This window comes from Campylobacter sp. RKI_CA19_01128 (assembly GCF_025771175.1).
In the GTDB taxonomy this organism is placed as follows: Bacteria; Campylobacterota; Campylobacteria; order Campylobacterales; family Campylobacteraceae; genus Campylobacter_D.
The window spans coordinates 181619-199989 of record NZ_JAKMPU010000001.1; the positions used below are offsets into that span (position 1 = coordinate 181619).

14 protein-coding genes are annotated in these 18371 nt (G+C 31.3%); 12 read left to right on the forward strand and 2 right to left on the reverse strand.

Going from position 1 to position 18371, the window contains the following annotated elements:
* Positions 1–33: 33 nt before the first annotated feature.
* From L8U98_RS01005 to L8U98_RS01025, 5 genes are read left to right on the forward strand one after another with little or no spacing between them, the layout of a single operon-like run.
* Positions 34–813 carry a fumarate reductase cytochrome b subunit gene (locus L8U98_RS01005; protein WP_263724627.1) on the forward strand — a complete coding sequence of 260 codons (780 nt, stop codon included), beginning with the start codon at positions 34–36 and terminating at the stop codon, positions 811–813.
* Entirely contained in the window at positions 797–2788 is a 1992-nt protein-coding gene (locus L8U98_RS01010; RefSeq protein ID WP_066007209.1) for a fumarate reductase flavoprotein subunit, read from the forward strand. The genes L8U98_RS01005 and L8U98_RS01010 overlap by 17 nt, the downstream gene beginning before the upstream one ends.
* Positions 2781–3506: a fumarate reductase iron-sulfur subunit gene (locus L8U98_RS01015; RefSeq protein WP_012661078.1), complete on the forward strand. Its 726-nt coding sequence runs from the start codon at positions 2781–2783 to the stop codon at positions 3504–3506. Before L8U98_RS01010 ends, L8U98_RS01015 begins: the two co-directional genes overlap by 8 nt.
* Positions 3484–5709, forward strand: coding sequence for a dynamin family protein (locus L8U98_RS01020; protein ID WP_263724626.1), 2226 nt, complete (start codon positions 3484–3486; stop codon positions 5707–5709). The genes L8U98_RS01015 and L8U98_RS01020 overlap by 23 nt, the downstream gene beginning before the upstream one ends.
* Positions 5699–7516, forward strand: coding sequence for a dynamin family protein (locus L8U98_RS01025; protein WP_263724625.1), 1818 nt, complete (start codon positions 5699–5701; stop codon positions 7514–7516). Before L8U98_RS01020 ends, L8U98_RS01025 begins: the two co-directional genes overlap by 11 nt.
* On the opposite strand, the gene L8U98_RS01030 is transcribed toward L8U98_RS01025, so the two are convergent.
* Positions 7506–8090, reverse strand: a complete 585-nt coding sequence (locus L8U98_RS01030; RefSeq protein WP_263724624.1) for an NAD(P)H-dependent oxidoreductase — start codon at positions 8088–8090, stop codon at positions 7506–7508. The genes L8U98_RS01025 and L8U98_RS01030 overlap by 11 nt on opposite strands.
* A 235-nt stretch (positions 8091–8325) precedes the next feature.
* Between L8U98_RS01030 and L8U98_RS01035 the strand changes: the two genes are divergently transcribed.
* The 4 genes from L8U98_RS01035 (at position 8326) to L8U98_RS01050 (ending at position 11784) form a co-directional block, all read left to right on the forward strand.
* Complete coding sequence (locus L8U98_RS01035; protein WP_263724623.1) at positions 8326–9054, forward strand: gluconate 2-dehydrogenase subunit 3 family protein; 729 nt, start codon at positions 8326–8328, stop codon at positions 9052–9054.
* A gap of 3 nt (positions 9055–9057) precedes the next feature.
* The gene (locus tag L8U98_RS01040; protein WP_263724622.1) at positions 9058–10779 is read left to right on the forward strand and encodes a GMC family oxidoreductase; all 1722 of its coding nucleotides are present in this window, start codon (positions 9058–9060) and stop codon (positions 10777–10779) included.
* Positions 10780–11005: 226 nt separating this feature from the next.
* On the forward strand, positions 11006–11335 hold the full coding sequence (gene rrpA, locus L8U98_RS01045; protein WP_039617585.1) for a MarR family transcription factor RrpA: 330 nt from the start codon (positions 11006–11008) through the stop codon (positions 11333–11335).
* Positions 11332–11784, forward strand: a complete 453-nt coding sequence (locus tag L8U98_RS01050) for a lipocalin family protein (RefSeq protein WP_263724621.1) — start codon at positions 11332–11334, stop codon at positions 11782–11784. The genes rrpA and L8U98_RS01050 overlap by 4 nt, the downstream gene beginning before the upstream one ends.
* Here the strand turns inward: L8U98_RS01050 and L8U98_RS01055 are convergent.
* A complete protein-coding gene (locus tag L8U98_RS01055; RefSeq protein ID WP_263724620.1) occupies positions 11781–12863 on the reverse strand; it encodes an NAD(P)-dependent alcohol dehydrogenase in 1083 nt (360 codons plus the stop codon). The two genes, L8U98_RS01050 and L8U98_RS01055, sit on opposite strands and share 4 nt — an antisense overlap.
* 153 nt (positions 12864–13016) lie before the next feature.
* Between L8U98_RS01055 and hsdR the strand changes: the two genes are divergently transcribed.
* From hsdR to L8U98_RS01070, 3 genes are read left to right on the forward strand one after another with little or no spacing between them, the layout of a single operon-like run.
* Positions 13017–15329 (forward strand): EcoAI/FtnUII family type I restriction enzme subunit R, encoded by a 2313-nt coding sequence (gene hsdR / locus L8U98_RS01060; protein ID WP_263724619.1) that lies wholly within the window; start codon positions 13017–13019, stop codon positions 15327–15329.
* Positions 15319–17043 (forward strand): ATP-binding protein, encoded by a 1725-nt coding sequence (locus L8U98_RS01065; RefSeq protein WP_263724618.1) that lies wholly within the window; start codon positions 15319–15321, stop codon positions 17041–17043. The genes hsdR and L8U98_RS01065 overlap by 11 nt, the downstream gene beginning before the upstream one ends.
* The gene (locus tag L8U98_RS01070) at positions 17043–18272 is read left to right on the forward strand and encodes a restriction endonuclease subunit S (protein ID WP_263724617.1); all 1230 of its coding nucleotides are present in this window, start codon (positions 17043–17045) and stop codon (positions 18270–18272) included. Before L8U98_RS01065 ends, L8U98_RS01070 begins: the two co-directional genes overlap by 1 nt.
* Positions 18273–18371: the final 99 nt, after the last annotated feature.

Below are 18371 nucleotides of genomic sequence, written 5' to 3' on the forward strand. Positions count from 1 at the left end.
ATTAAAACTTATCAACTTTTAAAAGGAGTAAATATGAGCCAACTCATTGAAGGTTTTTTAGGCAAGAGTATTGATGGCAAAAAAAGCAAAATGCCAGCAAAACTTGACTATATTCAAAGTGCGACAGGCTTAATTTTAGGCTTGTTTATGTGGGCACATATGTTGTTCGTTTCTACCATTTTGGTTAGTGATGATTTTTTTGATTCAGTGGTTCACTTTTTAGAACTAAAATTTATCATTAATAGCCCTATGATGAGCTACATCACTTCTTTCTTGGCTGCCTGTGTTTTGGTTATTTTCTTTGTGCATGCGGGTCTTGCAATGAGAAAATTTCCTATTAATTTCAGACAATACCAACTTTGTAGAACACACTTAAAATATATGAATCATGGTGATTCTTCTTTATGGTGGATTCAAGCTGCAACTGGTTTTGTAATGTTTTTCTTGGGTTCTGCGCACTTAATTTTTATCATTACTAATGCAGATAAAATCAGTGCTGATATGTCAGGTGATAGAGTAGTGAGCCATTTTATGTGGTTATTTTACATTGCCTTATTAATCTGTGTTGAGTTGCATGGTAGTATTGGTCTTTATAGATTATGTGTAAAATGGGGTTGGTTTGAAGGTAAAGATGCAAAAGAAAGTCGTAAAAAACTTAAAAAAGCAAAATGGTTTATTAGTATTTTCTTCTTAGTTTTAGGTGTATTAAGCTTAGCTGCTTTTGCAAAAATAGGCTTTAATAATTACCAAAACAACTCTGTAGCGCAAATAGTAAAAACTTATGATGGAGCTAAATATGAACATACAATATAGTGATGCTTTAGTTATCGGTGGTGGTCTTGCAGGTTTAAGAGCTGCTATTGAAGTTGCAAAAAGTGGTCAAAGTGTAACTTTATTAAGTATTTGTCCAGTTAAAAGATCTCACTCAGCTGCTGTACAAGGTGGTATGCAAGCGAGTTTAGGAAATAGCGTTAAAGGTGAGGGAGATAATGAAGATGTGCATTTTGCTGATACAGTAAAAGGATCTGACTGGGGCTGTGATCAAGAAGTTGCAAGAATGTTTGCGCAAACTGCTCCAAAAGCTGTGCGTGAGCTTGCTGCTTGGGGTGTGCCTTGGACTAGGGTTACAAAAGGACCTAGAACTGTAGTTATCAATGCTCAAAAAACTACTATTGAAGAAAAAGAAGAAGCACATGGTCTTATAAATGCAAGGGACTTTGGTGGTACTAAAAAATGGAGAACATGTTATATCGCTGATGCAACAGGACACTGTATGCTATATGGTGTGGCAAATGAAGCGATTAAACATCAAGTTAAAATCATCGATAGAATGGAAGCAGTAAGAATTATCCATGATGGTAAAAAATGTCTAGGGGCTATTGCTAGAGATTTAACTAATGGGGAATTAATCGCTTATGTTGCTAGGGGAACTATGATTGCAACAGGTGGTTATGGTAGAATTTATAAACAAACTACAAATGCTGTTATTTGTGAAGGTACAGGAGCTGCTATTGCTTTAGAAACTGGACTTTGCAGACTTTCAAATATGGAAGCAGTACAATTTCACCCAACTCCAATCGTACCAAGTGGTATCTTACTAACTGAAGGTTGTAGAGGTGATGGTGGTATCTTAAGAGATGTTGATGGTTACCGCTTTATGCCTGATTATGAGCCTGAGAAAAAAGAACTTGCAAGTAGGGATGTTGTAAGTCGTAGAATGATGGAGCACATTAGAAAAGGTAAAGGTGTAAAAAGCCCTTATGGAGATCATTTATGGCTTGATATTTCTATCCTCGGTCGTGCTCATGTTGAAAAAAATCTTCGCGATGTTCAAGATATTTGTAAAACATTTAATGGTATTGATCCTGCTGATGAGGGTCCAAAAGGCTGGGCGCCAGTTTTACCTATGCAACATTACTCAATGGGTGGTATTAGAACTAAACCAACCGGCGAAAGTCAATGGCTAAATGGTCTTTTTGCGTGTGGTGAAGCAGCTTGTTGGGATATGCACGGATTTAACCGCTTGGGTGGAAATTCATGTTCAGAAACTGTTGTTGCAGGTATGATCGTGGGAGATTATTTTGCACAATATTGTAAAGAAAATGGTAATGATATTGATACAAATATCGTTAAATCTTTCCTTTCTAAAGAGTATGATTACTTAAAATCTCTTGTTAGTAAAGAAGGAAAACATGATGTATTTGAAATCAAAAACAGAATGAAAGACATTATGTGGGAAAAAGTAGCTATTTTTAGAACAGGCCAAGGTCTTGAAGAAGCGGTTAAAGAGCTTGAAGAGTTATATCAAAAATCACTTGATTTAAAAGTGCATGATAAAGAATTAAAATGTGCAAATCCAGAGCTTGAAGAAGCTTATAGAGTTCCAAGAATGCTAAAAATTGCTTTATGTGTTGCTTATGGTGCGCTTTTAAGAACAGAAAGCCGTGGGGCTCATTATAGAGAAGATTATCCAAAAAGAGATGACTTAAATTGGATGAAAAGAACAAATACCTACTGGGTAGAAGGTGAAAGTATGCCTAGAGTTGAGTATGAAGATCTTGACATTATGAAAATGGAAATCCCACCTGCATTTAGAGGTTATGGTGCTAAAGGAAATATTATTGAAAACCCATTAAGTGAAAAACGCCAAGCTGAAGTTGATGCGATCCGTGAAAAAATGGAAGCAGAAGGCAAAGGTAGATATGAAATTCAACATGCTTTAATGCCTTATGAATTACAAGCTAAATTTAAAGCACCAAATCAAAGAATAGGAGTTGATTATGAGTAGAAAATTAACAATAAGAGCATTTAAATATAATCCATTAAGTAAAATTTCTAAGCCTCATTTTGTTACTTATGAGCTTGAAGAAACTCCATTTATGACGATTTTTGTGTGCTTAACTCAAATCAGAGAAAAAATGGATGCGGATTTGAGTTTTGACTTTGTATGTAGAGCAGGGATTTGCGGAAGCTGTGCTATGATGATTAATGGTAAGCCAAAACTTGCTTGTAAAACATTAACAAAAGACTATCCAGATGGCGTTATAGAGCTTATGCCTTTACCTGCATTTAGACACATAAAAGACTTAAGTGTTAATACAGGTGAGTGGTTTGATGGTATGTGCAAACGCGTTGAGAGCTGGGTGCATAATGAAAAAGAAACAGATATTTCTAAACTTGAAGAGCGTATTGAGCCAGAAGTTGCTGATGAGACTTTTGAACTTGATCGTTGTATAGAGTGTGGAATTTGTGTTGCTTCTTGTGCGACTAAGCTAATGAGACCTGACTTTATCGCAGCTACTGGACTTTTAAGAACAGCTAGATATTTACAAGATCCACATGATCACAGAACTATAGAAGATTTTTATGAATTAGTGGGTGATGATGATGGTGTGTTTGGATGTATGTCTTTGCTTGCATGTGAAGATAATTGTCCAAAAGAACTACCTTTACAAAGTAAAATCGCTTATATGAGAAGACAGCTTGTCGCTCAAAGAAACAAATAATCCTAGCCCCCAAGAAAAGGGGGCTCTTAAAACCTTACTAAAACAAATTTGGCAAAATCATAGCGTTTATCTTGACACAAATACACTTTTTGATGAAAGTTTAATTGACGCTCAAAAAGCAGCAATTCTTTTAAGTACTAATCTTGATAATTATGAAAGATTTAGCGCTTTAAATGAATTTAAAAGTTTAATGAAAAGTTTAAATTTACGCTTAGATCTTTATGGTATTCAGTATGCACAGGTTTGTTTTATTAATGCTTTAAATTTGGGAATTTTAGACAAAAATGAGCTTTTAAAAGCCTTGGAAAAACTTCAAAAAATCACTGATAATACTTTAATATATGCTTTTGTATCTAGACAAAAAGTTATCCAAAAAGATTACAAGCAAGAAGTTAAAAACTCACATCAAACACTAGATCTCATTAACCAAAACTTACAAGAGCTTTGCGAAGATGAAAAAGCTCAAAAGCTCTTACAAGAAGCTTTGGTTAAATTTAGCAATATTGATTTTTCTATCGCGGTAACAGGTGTGGTAAATGCAGGTAAATCAAGTATGCTAAATGCACTTTTAAAAAAAGATTTTTTAGGTGTATCTAACGTGCCTGAAACTGCAAATTTGAGCGTTTTAAAATACGGCAAAGAGCAAAAAGCTAAGATATATTTTTGGAGTGAAGAAGAATGGCAAGATATTTTAAAAAGCTCCAAAGATAATCAAGATATGCAAGAACTTATAAAACAATTAGAACAAAATTTTAATCTAAATGAATATATCGAAAAAGAAAATAAAAATATAGAAATAAAAATTGAAGAATTAAAAAATTACACTAGTGCAAAAAACAAAATTTCAGCACTTATTAAAAAAATAGAGCTTTTTTCATCGCTTGATTTTTTAAAAGATAATGTTTGTATAGTTGATACTCCAGGACTTGATGATGTGATCATCCAAAGGGAGCTTTTAACAAAAGCTTATATAAGTAAAGCTGACTTTTTAATCCATCTTATGAATGCTTCTCAAAGTCTTAGTCAAAAAGATTGTGATTTTATTATAGAATGTTTGCTAACTTCAAGGGTAAGTAAGCTTTTGATTGTGCTTACTAAGGCTGACTTACTTAGTCAAAAAGACTTGCAAGAAGTAATTAACTATACTAAAAATAAGCTCAAAGAAAATTTAGCACAAAAGCAACTTAGCCAAGAATTATTAGATAATGTAGATTTTGTGTGTATTTCTTCAAAACTAGCTAATGATTTTTATCAAAAAAAAGGTGGAAATTTAGAACAAAGTAATATTTTAACACTAGAAGAACTTATAGCTAAAAGCTTATATGATAAAAACAAAATCGCTCTAAGTGCTTATAAAAAAGAATTATTATTGCATTTAGAAAAAATAGAAGAAAAAATTAAATTTTCTAATAAAATGCTAAATTATGAAAGCTTTGAGTTTGATAAGCAAAATCAAACTATTATCAATGATTTTAAAGCAAAAAAAGAAAAATTAATGCAAGTAAAAGTAGAGCTAAGTGCTATTTTTAGCACAAAAGATGAAAATACTCAAGAAATTTTAACGCTTTTGCATTTGCTAGCTAAGAAATTAAAAGAAAAACTTATAGATGAGCTAAAATATAATCAAAATAATAAAATCAAAAACAACACTCAAAGATTAAACACTATCATTGATACGACTTTAAAAGATGGAATTTTTGATCTTTTAAGAGAGTTAAAACAGCAAAGTGAGTATAAGGTCAATGAGCTTAAAAACACTCTAAGTGTGAAATATGATTTTTTAAAAGCTATTTTAGAGCAAAATTGTGATGATTTTAAAAGTAAGGTTGAAACAAAAATAGAAGGCATTTTCACTAATGATCTTTTTATGACATTGAAAGCGGAACTTTTAAAAAATTTAGAGTCTACTCAAGATATTTATAAACTAGAAAGCTCTTTAGAAAATCAAATTTTAGAAAAATTACAAACATTTAATATAGAAAAAATTGCCTTAGATTTAAAAAATAATCAAGAATTTTTTACTAATTTAGAGCTTAGTTTAAATTTATACGAAAAAGAACAAGAAGAACAAATCAAAGACTTAAAAGACTTGATTTTACAAATAGAGCAAAATGAACAAAACTCCAAAGAGCTTTTAGAAAAAAACAATACAAAATTACAAAGTTTAAAGACTTTAAAAACGGAGCTTTTAAATGCAAAATGATTTGATTAATGATTTTTTAAAAGCCTATGAAAATACTTATTGTAAAAGTTTTGATGATAGTTTTGAGGGAAAAATTTTAGCAATAAAAAATGCATTTTTAGAGCCGAGTTTGCATTTAAATGATGTGTTTTTAAAAGATCTTGAGATGATTATAGCTAGCTATAAAAGAGCCATTAATGTGGCTATCATAGGGCAATTTTCTAGTGGCAAATCCACGCTTTTAAATTTAATTTTACAAAAAGAATGCCTGCCAACAGGCGTGGTGCCGGTGACTTTTAAGCCTACCTTTTTACGCTATGCTAAGGAGTATTTTTTAAGAGTTGAATATGAAGATGGTAGTGATGAGATTGTTGATATAGATGAGCTTTCTAAATTTAGCGATCAAAGAAATGAGCTAAAAGAAACTAAAAGTTTGCACCTTTTTGCGCCTATTGAACTTTTAAAAGATATCACACTTATAGACACCCCAGGTTTAAATGCAAACACTACCGACACGCTAACTACTTTTAAAGAACTTTCTTTTATGCATAGTGTTATTTGGCTTAGTTTGATTGATAATGCAGGCAAAAAAAGTGAAGAAGATGCTATAAAAGCAAATGCCAAGCTTTTAGAGCGTGGCGGGATTTGCGTGCTAAATCAAAAAGATAAGCTAAGTCAAGATGAGCTAGAAAATGTTTTAAATTACGCTCATTTAGTTTTTGATAAGTATTTTGAAAAAATCATCGCAATTTCATGTAAAGAAGCAAAATTTGATTTGCAAAAGTCAAATTTGCCTTTGCTTTATGAGTATTTAAAAGAACTTGATTATGAGCATATTAAAAAAGATTTTATCAAAGAAAAACTTAGTGATCTATGCGAACTTTTGTCAAATCAATATGATTTGTTTCAAAATGCACTAGAGCAATTAGAACTTAAATTTAATACTATTTTACAGACTTTCAAAGTAAGCAAGTTAGAGCAAAAAATCAAAATTTTAAATCATAATTGTTTGGATAAATTAAAACTTGTTGGAGAAAAAATTGCTCAAGAAATCTTAAAATTTATTAAAGAAAAAGATAGTAGTTATTATAAAGAAGCTAAGGGCTTATTTAAGAAAAATCTTTATGAAAAAGTTGCTTATAAAGCGCCATATCTTTCAAGTGATGATGCATTTTTGGCTATGTTTTATAACTCTGAAGCAATGAATAAGGAATTTAAAAGATTAAAAAATGAAATCACTTTAGAATTTAGTCAAATCAAAGATGATTTTTCCTTATTTTTTACTCATTTAGAAGAGCAAATTTTGCTTTTTAAGGCTCAATTTTCAAATTTACAAAAAGAAAATGCCTTAGAAAGTGAAAAAGAATTTGCTAGTTTTAGAAGCTTTGCTAGTGCTAGCGAGGAGCTTTTTTTAAAAGATTTTAAGCAATTATTATTTAAAAGCCAACTTGAACTTGATCTATTTTTAGAAAAGCTTAATCTAAAAGCTTTAGCAAATTATGAAAGTGCTACTAAGCTTACTTTGGGATTTTTTAGCGCTAAAATGAATGCGAGTAAAGAATTTTATGAGCTTGATAGTACCGAGTTTAGCTTATATCATCCAAAAGCAAGTGAAGTGCATCAAAGGGTATTAACTGAGCTTAATGTATATGAATTTGAAGATTTGCTTTTAAATAAGCCTGTAGTTTTAAAAATTTATAAAAACTATATGCAAAGTTTTGTTGATTTTATTGAAGCTAAAAGACAGATTATTTTGAATTTAAAAAGTGAATTTGAGGCTAAAAAATCAATGATTTCTAGCATCAAATCCCAAATTTCTAAGCTTTAAAAATTGTTTCTAAGTGCGCCTTGTAGTTTGTAAAATATTCTTGTACTTGAGGATTTTTGATTACATCATTTGCTATGAAAGTAGGTAAAGCACTCATTCCTAAAAACTCATGTGCTTTGTGAAAGTGTAAATACACTCCATCAACCCCAGCTCCATTAAAGAATTCATTCTCATCATCAAAAGCTTGTATTGGAGCATTCCAAGTGAGTGAAAGCATATATTTTTTATTTTTTAAAAGCCCACCACTTCCGTATTTTTTACTTGCATCATCTCTACTTCTACCATCGTTTTTATAAAATACTCCATGTCCTGCTGTGAAAACATCGTCAATGTATTTTTTTACTATCCAAGGCTCACCCATCCACCAACCAGGCATTTGCCAAATCAAAACATCCGCATTTAGAATTTTTTCCATCTCATCGTTTATATCATAGCCTTGATCTATGTGTGTTTGTTGGGTTTGTAAACCAAGTTCTTGTAAAGTCTTAAGTGCAAGCTCATGCAAGCTTGTGTTTAGTCTTCCTTTAGAGTGTCCAAAGTCTTTTGCACCGTTTAATAATAATACTTTTTGCATATTTTATCCTTTTGCGTTTTTTTGAAATTATAATTTAACTATAATTTCATTTCAATACTGAAATTTATGTAAGATACTATACTATAAGAAAGTGCAAAACAAATATGTTACTTTTTATGATTGATTTTTTAAAAATAATACAAAAATTGTATTATTTTTTTTATTTAAGACTATATTAAAAAAGCAAGGAATAGAATGAATATAAGTTGATATTGTCAACAAAAAGGAGGAAAATATGCAAGATAATGTCATCGATCGTAGAAATTTTTTTAAATTAAGTCTTTTGGGTGGCGGTGTGGTTGCTGCTAGCACTATGAGTGGTGGAGCTATATTGCATGCTGCAGAATTAACTCATGCACACAAGAAAACACAAGGAGGTTCAAATAAAATAAGAGGAAAAATGTTTTTTCAAGTGCAGACTGATTTTGATAATCTAAGTGCAGCATGTGAGAGAATTTATCCAAAAGATGAGCAAGGTGATGGTGCTATAGGCTTAGGCGTGCCTTATTTTATTGATAATCAATTAGCTTCAGCTTATGGTTATAACGATAGAGAATACTTACAAGGGCCATTTATAGAAGGAATTGCTGAGCAAGGTTATCAAACTCCAATGAAACGCAATGAGATTTTCTTAGAGGGTGTTAAAGCTTTGGAAATAATATCTCAAAAGCGTTATAAAAAAACTTTTTCATCTTTAAAAGGAGTTGAGCAAGATAAAATTTTAGTTGATTTAGAAAAAAATAAAATCGATTTCATAGGATTTAAATCTTCTGAATTTTTTACTCTTTTAAGGGATATGACAATAGCTGGAGTTTTATCTGATCCAATTTATGGTGGTAATGATAATAAAAATGGTTGGAGAATGATGCAATATCCTGGTGCTCAAATGAGTTATATTGACAAGATCACAAGTGATGAGTTTTTTGACATAGAGCCTATGAGCTTAGCTGACATGGAAGGATAAATTATGGCAGAAGTATTAAAAAAAGTAGATGTGGTAACAGTAGGGGCTGGTTGGACAGGTGGTATAGTTGCAGCAGAACTTACCAAGGCTGGATTGACTGTCTTGAGCTTAGAGCGTGGTATGATGCAAACTACGGAAAATTTTGCAATGATTCATGATGAGTGGAGATATGGTATTAACTATGGTTTAATGCAAGATTGCTCAAAAGATACAGTAACTTTTCGCCATAATGTTAATGGTTTAGCCTTACCATATAGAAAAATGGGATCTTTTTTACTTGGAAGTAATGTTGGTGGTGCAGGGGTGCATTGGAATGGTTGGACCTTTAGATTTTTACCTTATGATTTTGAGATTAAAACAAAAAGTTTTGAAAGATATGGCAATAAATTAGGTGATGATTATACTTTGCAAGATTGGGGTTTAACCTATAAAGATATGGAACCTTATTATGATAAGTTTGAAAAAACCTGTGGAATTTGTGGAGAAGAAAACCCACTTGCTGAAAAAATGGGTTTGTTTAGATCAAGTCCTTATCCGCAAGAACCTTTAGAAAACACTAAAATGCTTAAACGCTTCGAAAAAGCTGCAAAAGAAATGAAATTACATCCATTTAGATTACCTGCGGCTAATTCAAAAGGCGGTTATACTAATCCAGATGGTCAAGATCTAGCCCCATGTCAATATTGTGCTTATTGTGAGCGTTTTGGTTGTGAGTATGGTGCTAAGGCTAGTCCTATTAATACTGTCATACCTAAAGCTATGAGCACAGGAAAATATACTATAAGAACTCATAGTAATGTTATAGAAATACTAAAAAAAGATGGTAAAGCTACAGGAGTTAGGTTTGTAGATACAAGAACTATGAAAGAGTATATTCAGCCAGCAGATATTGTAGTACTTACAAGTTATATGTTTAACAATGCTAAGCTTTTAATGGTAAGTGATATAGGTGAGCAATACGATCCAAACACAGGCAAAGGAACTTTAGGTAAAAACTATTGTTATCAAATCAATATGGGAACAACAGCGTTTTTTGATGAGCAATTTAATACATATATGGGTTCAGGTGCTTTAGGTACAACTTGCGATGACTATAATGGGGATAATTTTGACCACTCGAAAGAGAAGTTTTTGCACGGAGCCATGATTTATAGTGTGCAACTTGGAAATCGCCCTATCCAATCAGCTCCGCTGCCAAAAGGAACTCCAAGTTGGGGAGCTGAATTTAAAAAAGCTTTAAATTATAATTTTACAAGAGCTATTACAGTAGGAGGACAAGGCGCATCTTTACCACACAAAAGCAATTATTTGAGTTTGGATCCAACTTATAAAGATGCTTTTGGAATGCCACTGGTAAGACTTACTTATAATTTTACAGATCAAGATCGTGCTTTGCATAAATTTATAACAGATAAAACAGCTGAAGTAGCTAAAAAAATGCAAGGAGTGAGATCGATTAAAAAAGGAGCATACTTAAAAGATTATAGTATAGTGCCTTATCAATCTACACATAATACGGGTGGAACTACTATGGGTGCTAATCCTCAAACAAGTGTTGTTAATACTTACTTGCAACATTGGGATATGGATAATCTTTTTGTTGTTGGTGCGGGAAATTTTCAGCACAATAGTGGTTATAATCCTACTGATACAGTTGGAGCTTTGGCTTATCGTTGTGCAGAGGGTATTTTAAAATATCATAAAAATGATAGACAATTAGTATAGATATACGTGAAGCATTTTGCTTCACGTATTATTTTTCGCTACTATTTTTTTCTTTTTTCTTTTTCCATAAATGAAGCGCAGCTCCGCATGCACCACCAACAATAGCAGCAATGATAAGATTTGTGATGAAATCCATCGAAACCCTTTTTAATGTGTATTCATTTTGATAAAAAATGATTTTGGATTATAATATAAAAAAGCATAATACTATATTAAAGGAAAGTATATGGAAGAAAAGTGCGATTTTACAGAATGCGGGTTTAACTATACCTTATCTTTGATTTCAGGCAAATATAAGATGAGTGTTTTGTATTGTTTGTTTCGTTATGAAGTTGTAAGATATAATGAACTTAAAAGATATCTTGGTAATATTTCTTTTAAGACCTTAACACATACTTTAAGAGAGCTTGAAAATGATGATTTAATTACGCGTAAAGAATACCCACAAATCCCTCCAAAAGTAGAATACCGCCTTGCTAAAAAAGGTCAAAGTTTAATTCCTATTTTACAAGCAATGTGTGATTGGGGCGAGGTAAACCAAAAGGAAGAAAAATGATAGAATTATTAGATGGTATAAATTTAGAAAAATACATGGGTACATGGTTAGAAATGGCTAGAAAACCTGCCTTTTTTCAAAAAACTTGCAAAAGTGCTAAGGCAGAATATGAGCTAGAGTATGAAGGCTCTACGCCTATAATTAAAGTTAAAAATATATGCACAAAAGAAAATGGAGAAATCTCTCAAGCAAATGGCAAAGCTAGGGTAAAATCTCCAAGGGCTTTAGCAGTTAAGTTTAGTATTTTTATGAATATTTTTAACAAGCCAAATTATGAGATTATTTACATTGATACAAATTATCAAGTTTCTATTGTAGGTAGTCCTGATAAAAAATATCTTTGGATTTTATCAAGAGAGATTTTAGTAAAAGAGCAAATAACCTCTTTACTTGAAATAGCCAAGCAAAGAGGTTTTGATACTAGCGATGTGATTTTTGATGAGTATTAATTTTCTGCACTCATATCGATTACATAGCGGAATTTGGCTTTTCCTGAAGTGAGATTTTCATAAGCTTTGTCAATCTCACTTGGTTTGATGAGTTCAATTTCAGGATAAATTCCATGTTCTAAAGAAAAATCAAGCATTTCTTGAGTTTCTTTAATGCCCCCAATAAGCGAGCCATATACTTTTTTACCTGCTTTATGTACAAAGTGAATGATGTTAATGCTAGGGCTTACTTCATGTGGAGGTAATCCTACTATAGCCATTTCACCACCAAATTTTAGCAAATCCATATAAGCTAGCGGATCATAAGGGGTCGGTATGGTAGAGATGATGAGGTCAAATCTTTCTTTTACCACGCTTTTGTCTGTACTAGTATAAAGATTACTCACACCCATAGCTAAAGCTTGTGCTTTTTTGTTTTCATTTCTTGCAAAAACACTTACTTTTGCACCCATTTTCACAGCATATTTTACTGCCATCATACCAAGCCCACCAAATCCTGCTACAGCTACGCTTGAGCCTTCTTTGATATTTGAAAATTTAAGCGGTGAATAGGTAGTAATACCCGCACAAAGTAAAGGTGCTACTTTGTCAAGTGGTGCATTTTGTGGCACATTGATAGCAAATTTTTCACTTACTACGATGTTGTTTGAGTAGCCTCCATAGGTGTTTTCATTATCATGAAATACATCTTTGCAGTTATAAGTGTAGATGGTTTTACCATTTTCGCAAAATTGCTCTTGAGATTTTTTGCATGCTTCGCACTCTCCGCATGAGTTTACCATGCACCCAACCCCAGCATAATCACCTACTTTAAATTTACTCACATTTTCACCCACCGCGATAACTTCTCCTGCTATTTCATGGCCAGGTACGCAAGGGTAAGTTGCCTCGCCCCATTCGCTTCTTGCGGTGTGTATGTCACTATGGCAAATTCCTGCGTATTTGATAGCGATTAAGATGTCGTTTTTACCTACTTTATGGCGTGTGAATTCAAAAGGTGTGAATTTAGAATCCTTGCTAAGTATGGCATAACCTTTACTTTTAACACGACCATTTTCTAAAAAGATTTTTGAGTCCATTTTCTCTCCTTTGTGGTTTTTGAAATTATAATAAAGCTAGGTTTTTATTGCAATAGGGAAAATAAAGTAAGATACTATACTCAAGGTGCGTTTGTGGGTTTTGGTTTGATTTTTATGGTATAATTATTTAAATTTTTTACCCATAAGGAAGCCATGGAACTTAAGCATTTTTCAGAAGATGATACTAGAGTTAAACTCATAGATGTAAAACTTCACACTAGCTCTTGGAGTGAAGAAAATATCATAAGAAATTATTATTTTACCGATGGGCGTAAGCTTATAGGAAATAAAAGAGGCGAAAGAAAATTTGCAGATTATTTGCTGAAATTTCAAAACAATAATCTTGCTATCATAGAAGCTAAAAAACAAAGCAAAGATCCTTTAGATGGCTTATCTCAAGGCATAGAATATGCCAAAATTTTAAACGTAGCATTTGTATATAGCACTAATGGCGATAAAATTTATGAATATAACCTAAAAACTTCAAGTGGTGAGTATATAGAAAAATTTCCAACCCCAAATGAGCTTTTTGCTAGGATTTATGGAAATTTAAAAGAATGGCAATACAAGCTTTTATCACAGCGAGAATTATACATACCCCAAAAAGGATTAAGGTATTATCAAAAGATCGCAGTTGATAAAGTCATAGAAGCTTTGATCAATGGTAAAAATAGAATTTTACTCACTCTTGCTACAGGTACAGGTAAAACCACTATAGCCTTTGCTTTGTGTTATCGTTTGCTTGAAGCTAGGTGGAATAAAACAAATCAAGACAAAAAACCTAAGATATTATTTTTATGTGATAGGGTGAGTTTAAGAGATCAAGCTTTAGGAGAGTTTAATCCTATAGAGGGAGATTGCGTGGCAGTGAGTGCGCAAGAGTTGAGAAAAAATAATGGCAGAGTGCCTACAAGTGCAAATGTGTTTTTTGGAATTTATCAAAGTCTAGCTTCAAATTCAAAAGAACAAGAAAATGTTAATGAAGAACAAGAAAGCAAATTCTACTTACAATACCCCAAAGACTTTTTTGATCTTATCATCATCGATGAATGCCACAGAGGTGGAGCGAATGAAGAAGGTAGTTGGGCAGGGGTGCTAGAGTACTTTTCATCGGCTACGCATTTAGGACTTACTGCTACGCCTAAAAAAAGTGATAATGTAGATACTTATAGGTATTTTGGTGAGAGTATATATGAGTATAGTCTTAAAGATGGTATAGAAGATGGCTTTTTAACTCCCTATAAAGTTAAGCGTGTTACGACTACGCTTAGTGAAGGCTATGTGTATAACCCTGATGATATCATAGAAGGTGAGTTAGAAAAAGGCTTTTATAAGATCAATGAATTTGAAAGAAATATTCACTTACCTCAATACAACGATTTTCTAGCTAAAGAAATTTTAAAGCTCATCAACCCTATGGACAAAACCATCATCTTTTGTGCTAACCAAGCCCATGCAAGTGAAGTAAAAAGAGCCATTGATAAATTTAAAAGTGTAAAAAGAGATGACTACTGCGTGAGGGTTACAAGTGATGAGGGTAAAATAGGGCTTGAGTACTTAAAGCAGTTTCAAGATAATGACAAAAGCTACCCTGTGATACTCACTAGTTCTAAAATGCTAACCACAGGAGTAGATGCTAGAAATGTCCGCAACATAGTGCTTTTGGCAAATATAGGTTCTATCATAGAATTTAAGCAAATCATCGGAAGAGGCACTAGGGTATATGAGGGAAAAGACTTTTTTACTATACTAGATTTTACCGGAGTAACAAGACTTTTTTATGATCCTAAATGGGATGGCGAGCAGATCAAAGATGAAGAAAAAACCGAGGTAAAAACTATACAAAACAAAAGAGAGCAAAGCAAGCCTAAAGAAGCAACTAAGCAAAAAGAAGTCACCGTGCATTTAAAAGGCACAAAGCTAAAAGTGCTTGATATAACGACAAGCTACATAGGAGATAGCGACAAGCCACTTAGCACAAAAGAATTTTTGGAATTTTTAGTAGGAAAGCTAGCAGAATTTTATGATGATGAGACAAGGTTACGCGAGATTTGGAGTAGCCAAGCAAGTAGAAAAGAATTTTTACAAAAACTTGAAAAAGACCGCATAAGCGAGCAGGTTTTGGAAGAATTGACAGTGATTTTTGAGCAAAAAGACTGCGATGTGTATGATGTGCTAGCACACTTAAGCTTTAACAGCGAGATAAAAACACGCCATGAACGCGTGCTAAATGTAAAAAATAGTACATTTTTAAAACGCTTCCAAAAAGAAAAAGCCTTAAAGCTTGTGGAATTTTTACTAGATAGGTATCAAGAGTATGGTATAAAAGACTTTGATAGTGGGTTAAAAACACTTATAGATCTTAGCTCTTTAGGTAGCGTAAAAGAGTTAGTGAGTGAATTTGAAGGTATGGAAAATTTAAAACAATGCATTGATGATTTACAAAGGGAGATTTATGCGAGGTGAAAATAATATGGAACTAGAAATAAATAAATATAAAGGTATTGATAAGCAAAGTATAATTTTAAAAGATAATAAAAGTATTTTGTTGGTTGGTGAGAATGGATGCGGTAAATCAAGAATTCTGGAGTCTATTTTTGAAAAATATATTGCTAAGATGAATATAATTTGTTTTTCTTCAGGGCAAAATGAAAAATTTACTAAAATTTTTAAAAAACATAAAAAAGAAAGCATGAAAAATGATTATGAAAATGATTATGCGGTAGTTCATTCTTTTTATTTTGATAAAAATTGGATAATTTTATTAGTATTTTTTTCCATCTCTACAAAGCAAAACTCTTTGGTAAAAAACTTTTTAACGGAAAAAAATATAAATATTGACAATATAAATTTATCTTTTAAATTTAGAATTTTATCTGATTATATTCAAAGGGTTAAAAATGAGTTAGAACAAGAAGAAAAAGGTATTGTAAAAAGAATTATAAGAGATACTATAGATTATAAAATACTAGAGAAGATGGCTGAAAAAATTTTTGATCAATATTATCATAAGGATTTTAATAGCAATCCATATCCAATAATAAAACAAAGTACAAATTTTTCTATAAATAAAGCCAATGATATTTTTGGTAAAGACAGTTCTGAGATTTTTACATTTTTAAGCAATGCAACGAATAATGATAAACATATTGATATCAATACAGTAGAGCTGAGTTTTGGTAATTTTAAATTTGATGATTTAAGTGATGGTGAATATCAACTTCTTGCTATTTATGCTATTTTAGATATTTTCGATAAAGAAAATACTCTTTTTTTGTTTGATGAGGTTGATTCGCATATACATTATAAAAATATTGAAAAATTATGGAGTCGATTGGAAGACATTAAAGGTTATTGTATATCTACATCGCATATTACAGAAAGTATTGTGAGAAAAAATATAGAAGATATTTATTTGGTTGACAATGGAAAATTACAAAGTAAAGATATTTTTAATGAATTATGTAAAAGGCTAGATAATTTCACATCAAATAAAATGTATCAATATCAAATAGCATCAAAATGTGAAAATATTGTTTTGGTAGAACATGTGAATGATTGGGAGATTTTTAAAATGTTATGTGAAATTAAAATTGATAATAAAGAAGATTTGAAAATATTAGACCAAATACAACCTTTTAATTGCAGTTCTGATTATAAAGACGTGAATTATGCTTTAGGAAATTCAAAAACAGCATGGTATGAAAAGTATACAAAAATCATGCATAAACAACCATCTAAAACAAAAAATATTTTTATGATATGTGATAAAGATAATTATCCTATGCAAAATATTAAAGATAATCTCGAACCAAAGGATAACAATTTACCACAATTAAAAAGGAGTGGCAGCACGGAGGCTTTGTTAAAAGTCTGGAAAAGAAGAGAAATAGAAAATTATTTACTCTCATATACTATGCTAGAAAAATACAATGTTTTAAATTTGATAAATAATGATAATCTAGCTAAAAACGATCATATAAAAAAAGATGATAATTTGGATAATATTAATTCTTTAAAAGAATTAGATTGCAAGAATATTATTCAAGGATTGTATAGTGATGATAATGGAGATGACATAAACAAAATGAGACAAGTTATTTTTAGCATTCCAAAAGAAGAAATTTCAGAAGATATAGTAACGATGTTTAATTTTTTGAAAAGCAAGGTAAAAAAATAATGATAAAATTACCGCAGGGTTGGGAAGTTAAAAAGCTTGGTGAGATAGGTTTTTTTATAAGGGGCGTTTCTTACAAAAAAGAGCAACTATTATCCACAAAGAATGAAAACTCTGTTTATTTGTTAAGAGCAAATAATATTCAAAATGAATTGAATTTAGATGAACTACAAATCATTCCCAAAGAATTAGTAGTTGATAAAATTATTCAAAACAATGATATATTATTTGCAATGAGTAGCGGTAGTAAACATATTGTAGGCAAAAATATACTTTTAAACAATTTAAATGATTTTACTTTTGGGGCTTTTTGTGGATTATTTAGAATTATCAATCTAAACATTTGCCATAAATTTATAGCTTATTATTTAAGAAGCGATTCTTATAAAAATTATATTTTCAATATTTCTAAAGGTTCTAACATAAATAATTTAAGGTTTGTAGATTTAGAGAAATTTCAAATTCCGTTGCCGCCGCTCAAAGAGCAAGAAAGGATAGTGGGGATTTTAGATGAGAGTTTTGCAAAGATAGATGAGAGTATAAAAATTTTAGAGCAAGATTTGCTCAATTTAGATGAGTTAATGCAAAGTGCCTTGCAAAAAGCTTTTAACCCTTTAAAGGATAATACTAAGGAAAACTACAAACTCCCACAAGGTTGGGAATGGAAAAGCTTATATGAAATTAGCAACTATGGAAAAACATCACAAATAAAACCTAGTCAATTAAAAAGTAATGATTGGATTTTAGAGCTTGAAGATATAGAAAAAGAAAGCGGTGTTTTGTTGCGAAAAGTTTTGTTTCAAGATAGGCAAAGCAAAAGTAATAAAATTAAATTTAGCAAGGGTGATATTTTATTTGGAACATTACGTCCATATCTTAAAAAAGTAATTATAGCTAACAATGATGGTGTTTGTTCTTCCGAAATAATGCCATTTTCTACAGACAACTTTATAACAAATCATTTTATTTATTATTATTTATTTACTAATTTTTTACATGATAAAATCTCAAATTTAACTTATGGTTCAAGAATGCCTAGACTTGGAACAAAAGATGGTAAATCATTGCAAATCCCACTACCACCTTTACAAGAACAAGAGCAAATCGCTTCGCATTTAGATGAGCTTTCTTCTCATGTAAAAAATTTAAAGCAAAACTATCAAGCACAGATAAAAGACTTACAAGAACTTAAAAAGTCCTTGCTAGATAAAGCTTTTCAAGGAAGGTTATAAATGTTAAAATTTTTATCAAATTTTAACATAAGGACTAGATATGTTAAAAATTTTTGATTTTTTTAACATATTTTTTTATAATGTTAAAAATTTTAAAAA

Excerpts from the sequence above, each read along its gene's own strand:
- L8U98_RS01050 (WP_263724621.1), top strand. The coding sequence starts at position 11,332 with ATGATAGAATTATTAGATGGTATAAATTTAGAAAAATACATGGGTACA.
- L8U98_RS01010 (WP_066007209.1), top strand. The coding sequence starts at position 797 with ATGAACATACAATATAGTGATGCTTTAGTTATCGGTGGTGGTCTTGCA.
- L8U98_RS01070 (WP_263724617.1), top strand. The coding sequence starts at position 17,043 with ATGATAAAATTACCGCAGGGTTGGGAAGTTAAAAAGCTTGGTGAGATA.
- L8U98_RS01015 (WP_012661078.1), top strand. The coding sequence starts at position 2,781 with ATGAGTAGAAAATTAACAATAAGAGCATTTAAATATAATCCATTAAGT.
- L8U98_RS01030 (WP_263724624.1), bottom strand. The coding sequence starts at position 8,090 with ATGCAAAAAGTATTATTATTAAACGGTGCAAAAGACTTTGGACACTCT.
- L8U98_RS01065 (WP_263724618.1), top strand. The coding sequence starts at position 15,319 with ATGCGAGGTGAAAATAATATGGAACTAGAAATAAATAAATATAAAGGT.
- L8U98_RS01005 (WP_263724627.1), top strand. The coding sequence starts at position 34 with ATGAGCCAACTCATTGAAGGTTTTTTAGGCAAGAGTATTGATGGCAAA.
- L8U98_RS01055 (WP_263724620.1), bottom strand. The coding sequence starts at position 12,863 with ATGGACTCAAAAATCTTTTTAGAAAATGGTCGTGTTAAAAGTAAAGGT.
- L8U98_RS01040 (WP_263724622.1), top strand. The coding sequence starts at position 9,058 with ATGGCAGAAGTATTAAAAAAAGTAGATGTGGTAACAGTAGGGGCTGGT.
- L8U98_RS01025 (WP_263724625.1), top strand. The coding sequence starts at position 5,699 with ATGCAAAATGATTTGATTAATGATTTTTTAAAAGCCTATGAAAATACT.
- rrpA (WP_039617585.1), top strand. The coding sequence starts at position 11,006 with ATGGAAGAAAAGTGCGATTTTACAGAATGCGGGTTTAACTATACCTTA.
- hsdR (WP_263724619.1), top strand. The coding sequence starts at position 13,017 with ATGGAACTTAAGCATTTTTCAGAAGATGATACTAGAGTTAAACTCATA.
- L8U98_RS01035 (WP_263724623.1), top strand. The coding sequence starts at position 8,326 with ATGCAAGATAATGTCATCGATCGTAGAAATTTTTTTAAATTAAGTCTT.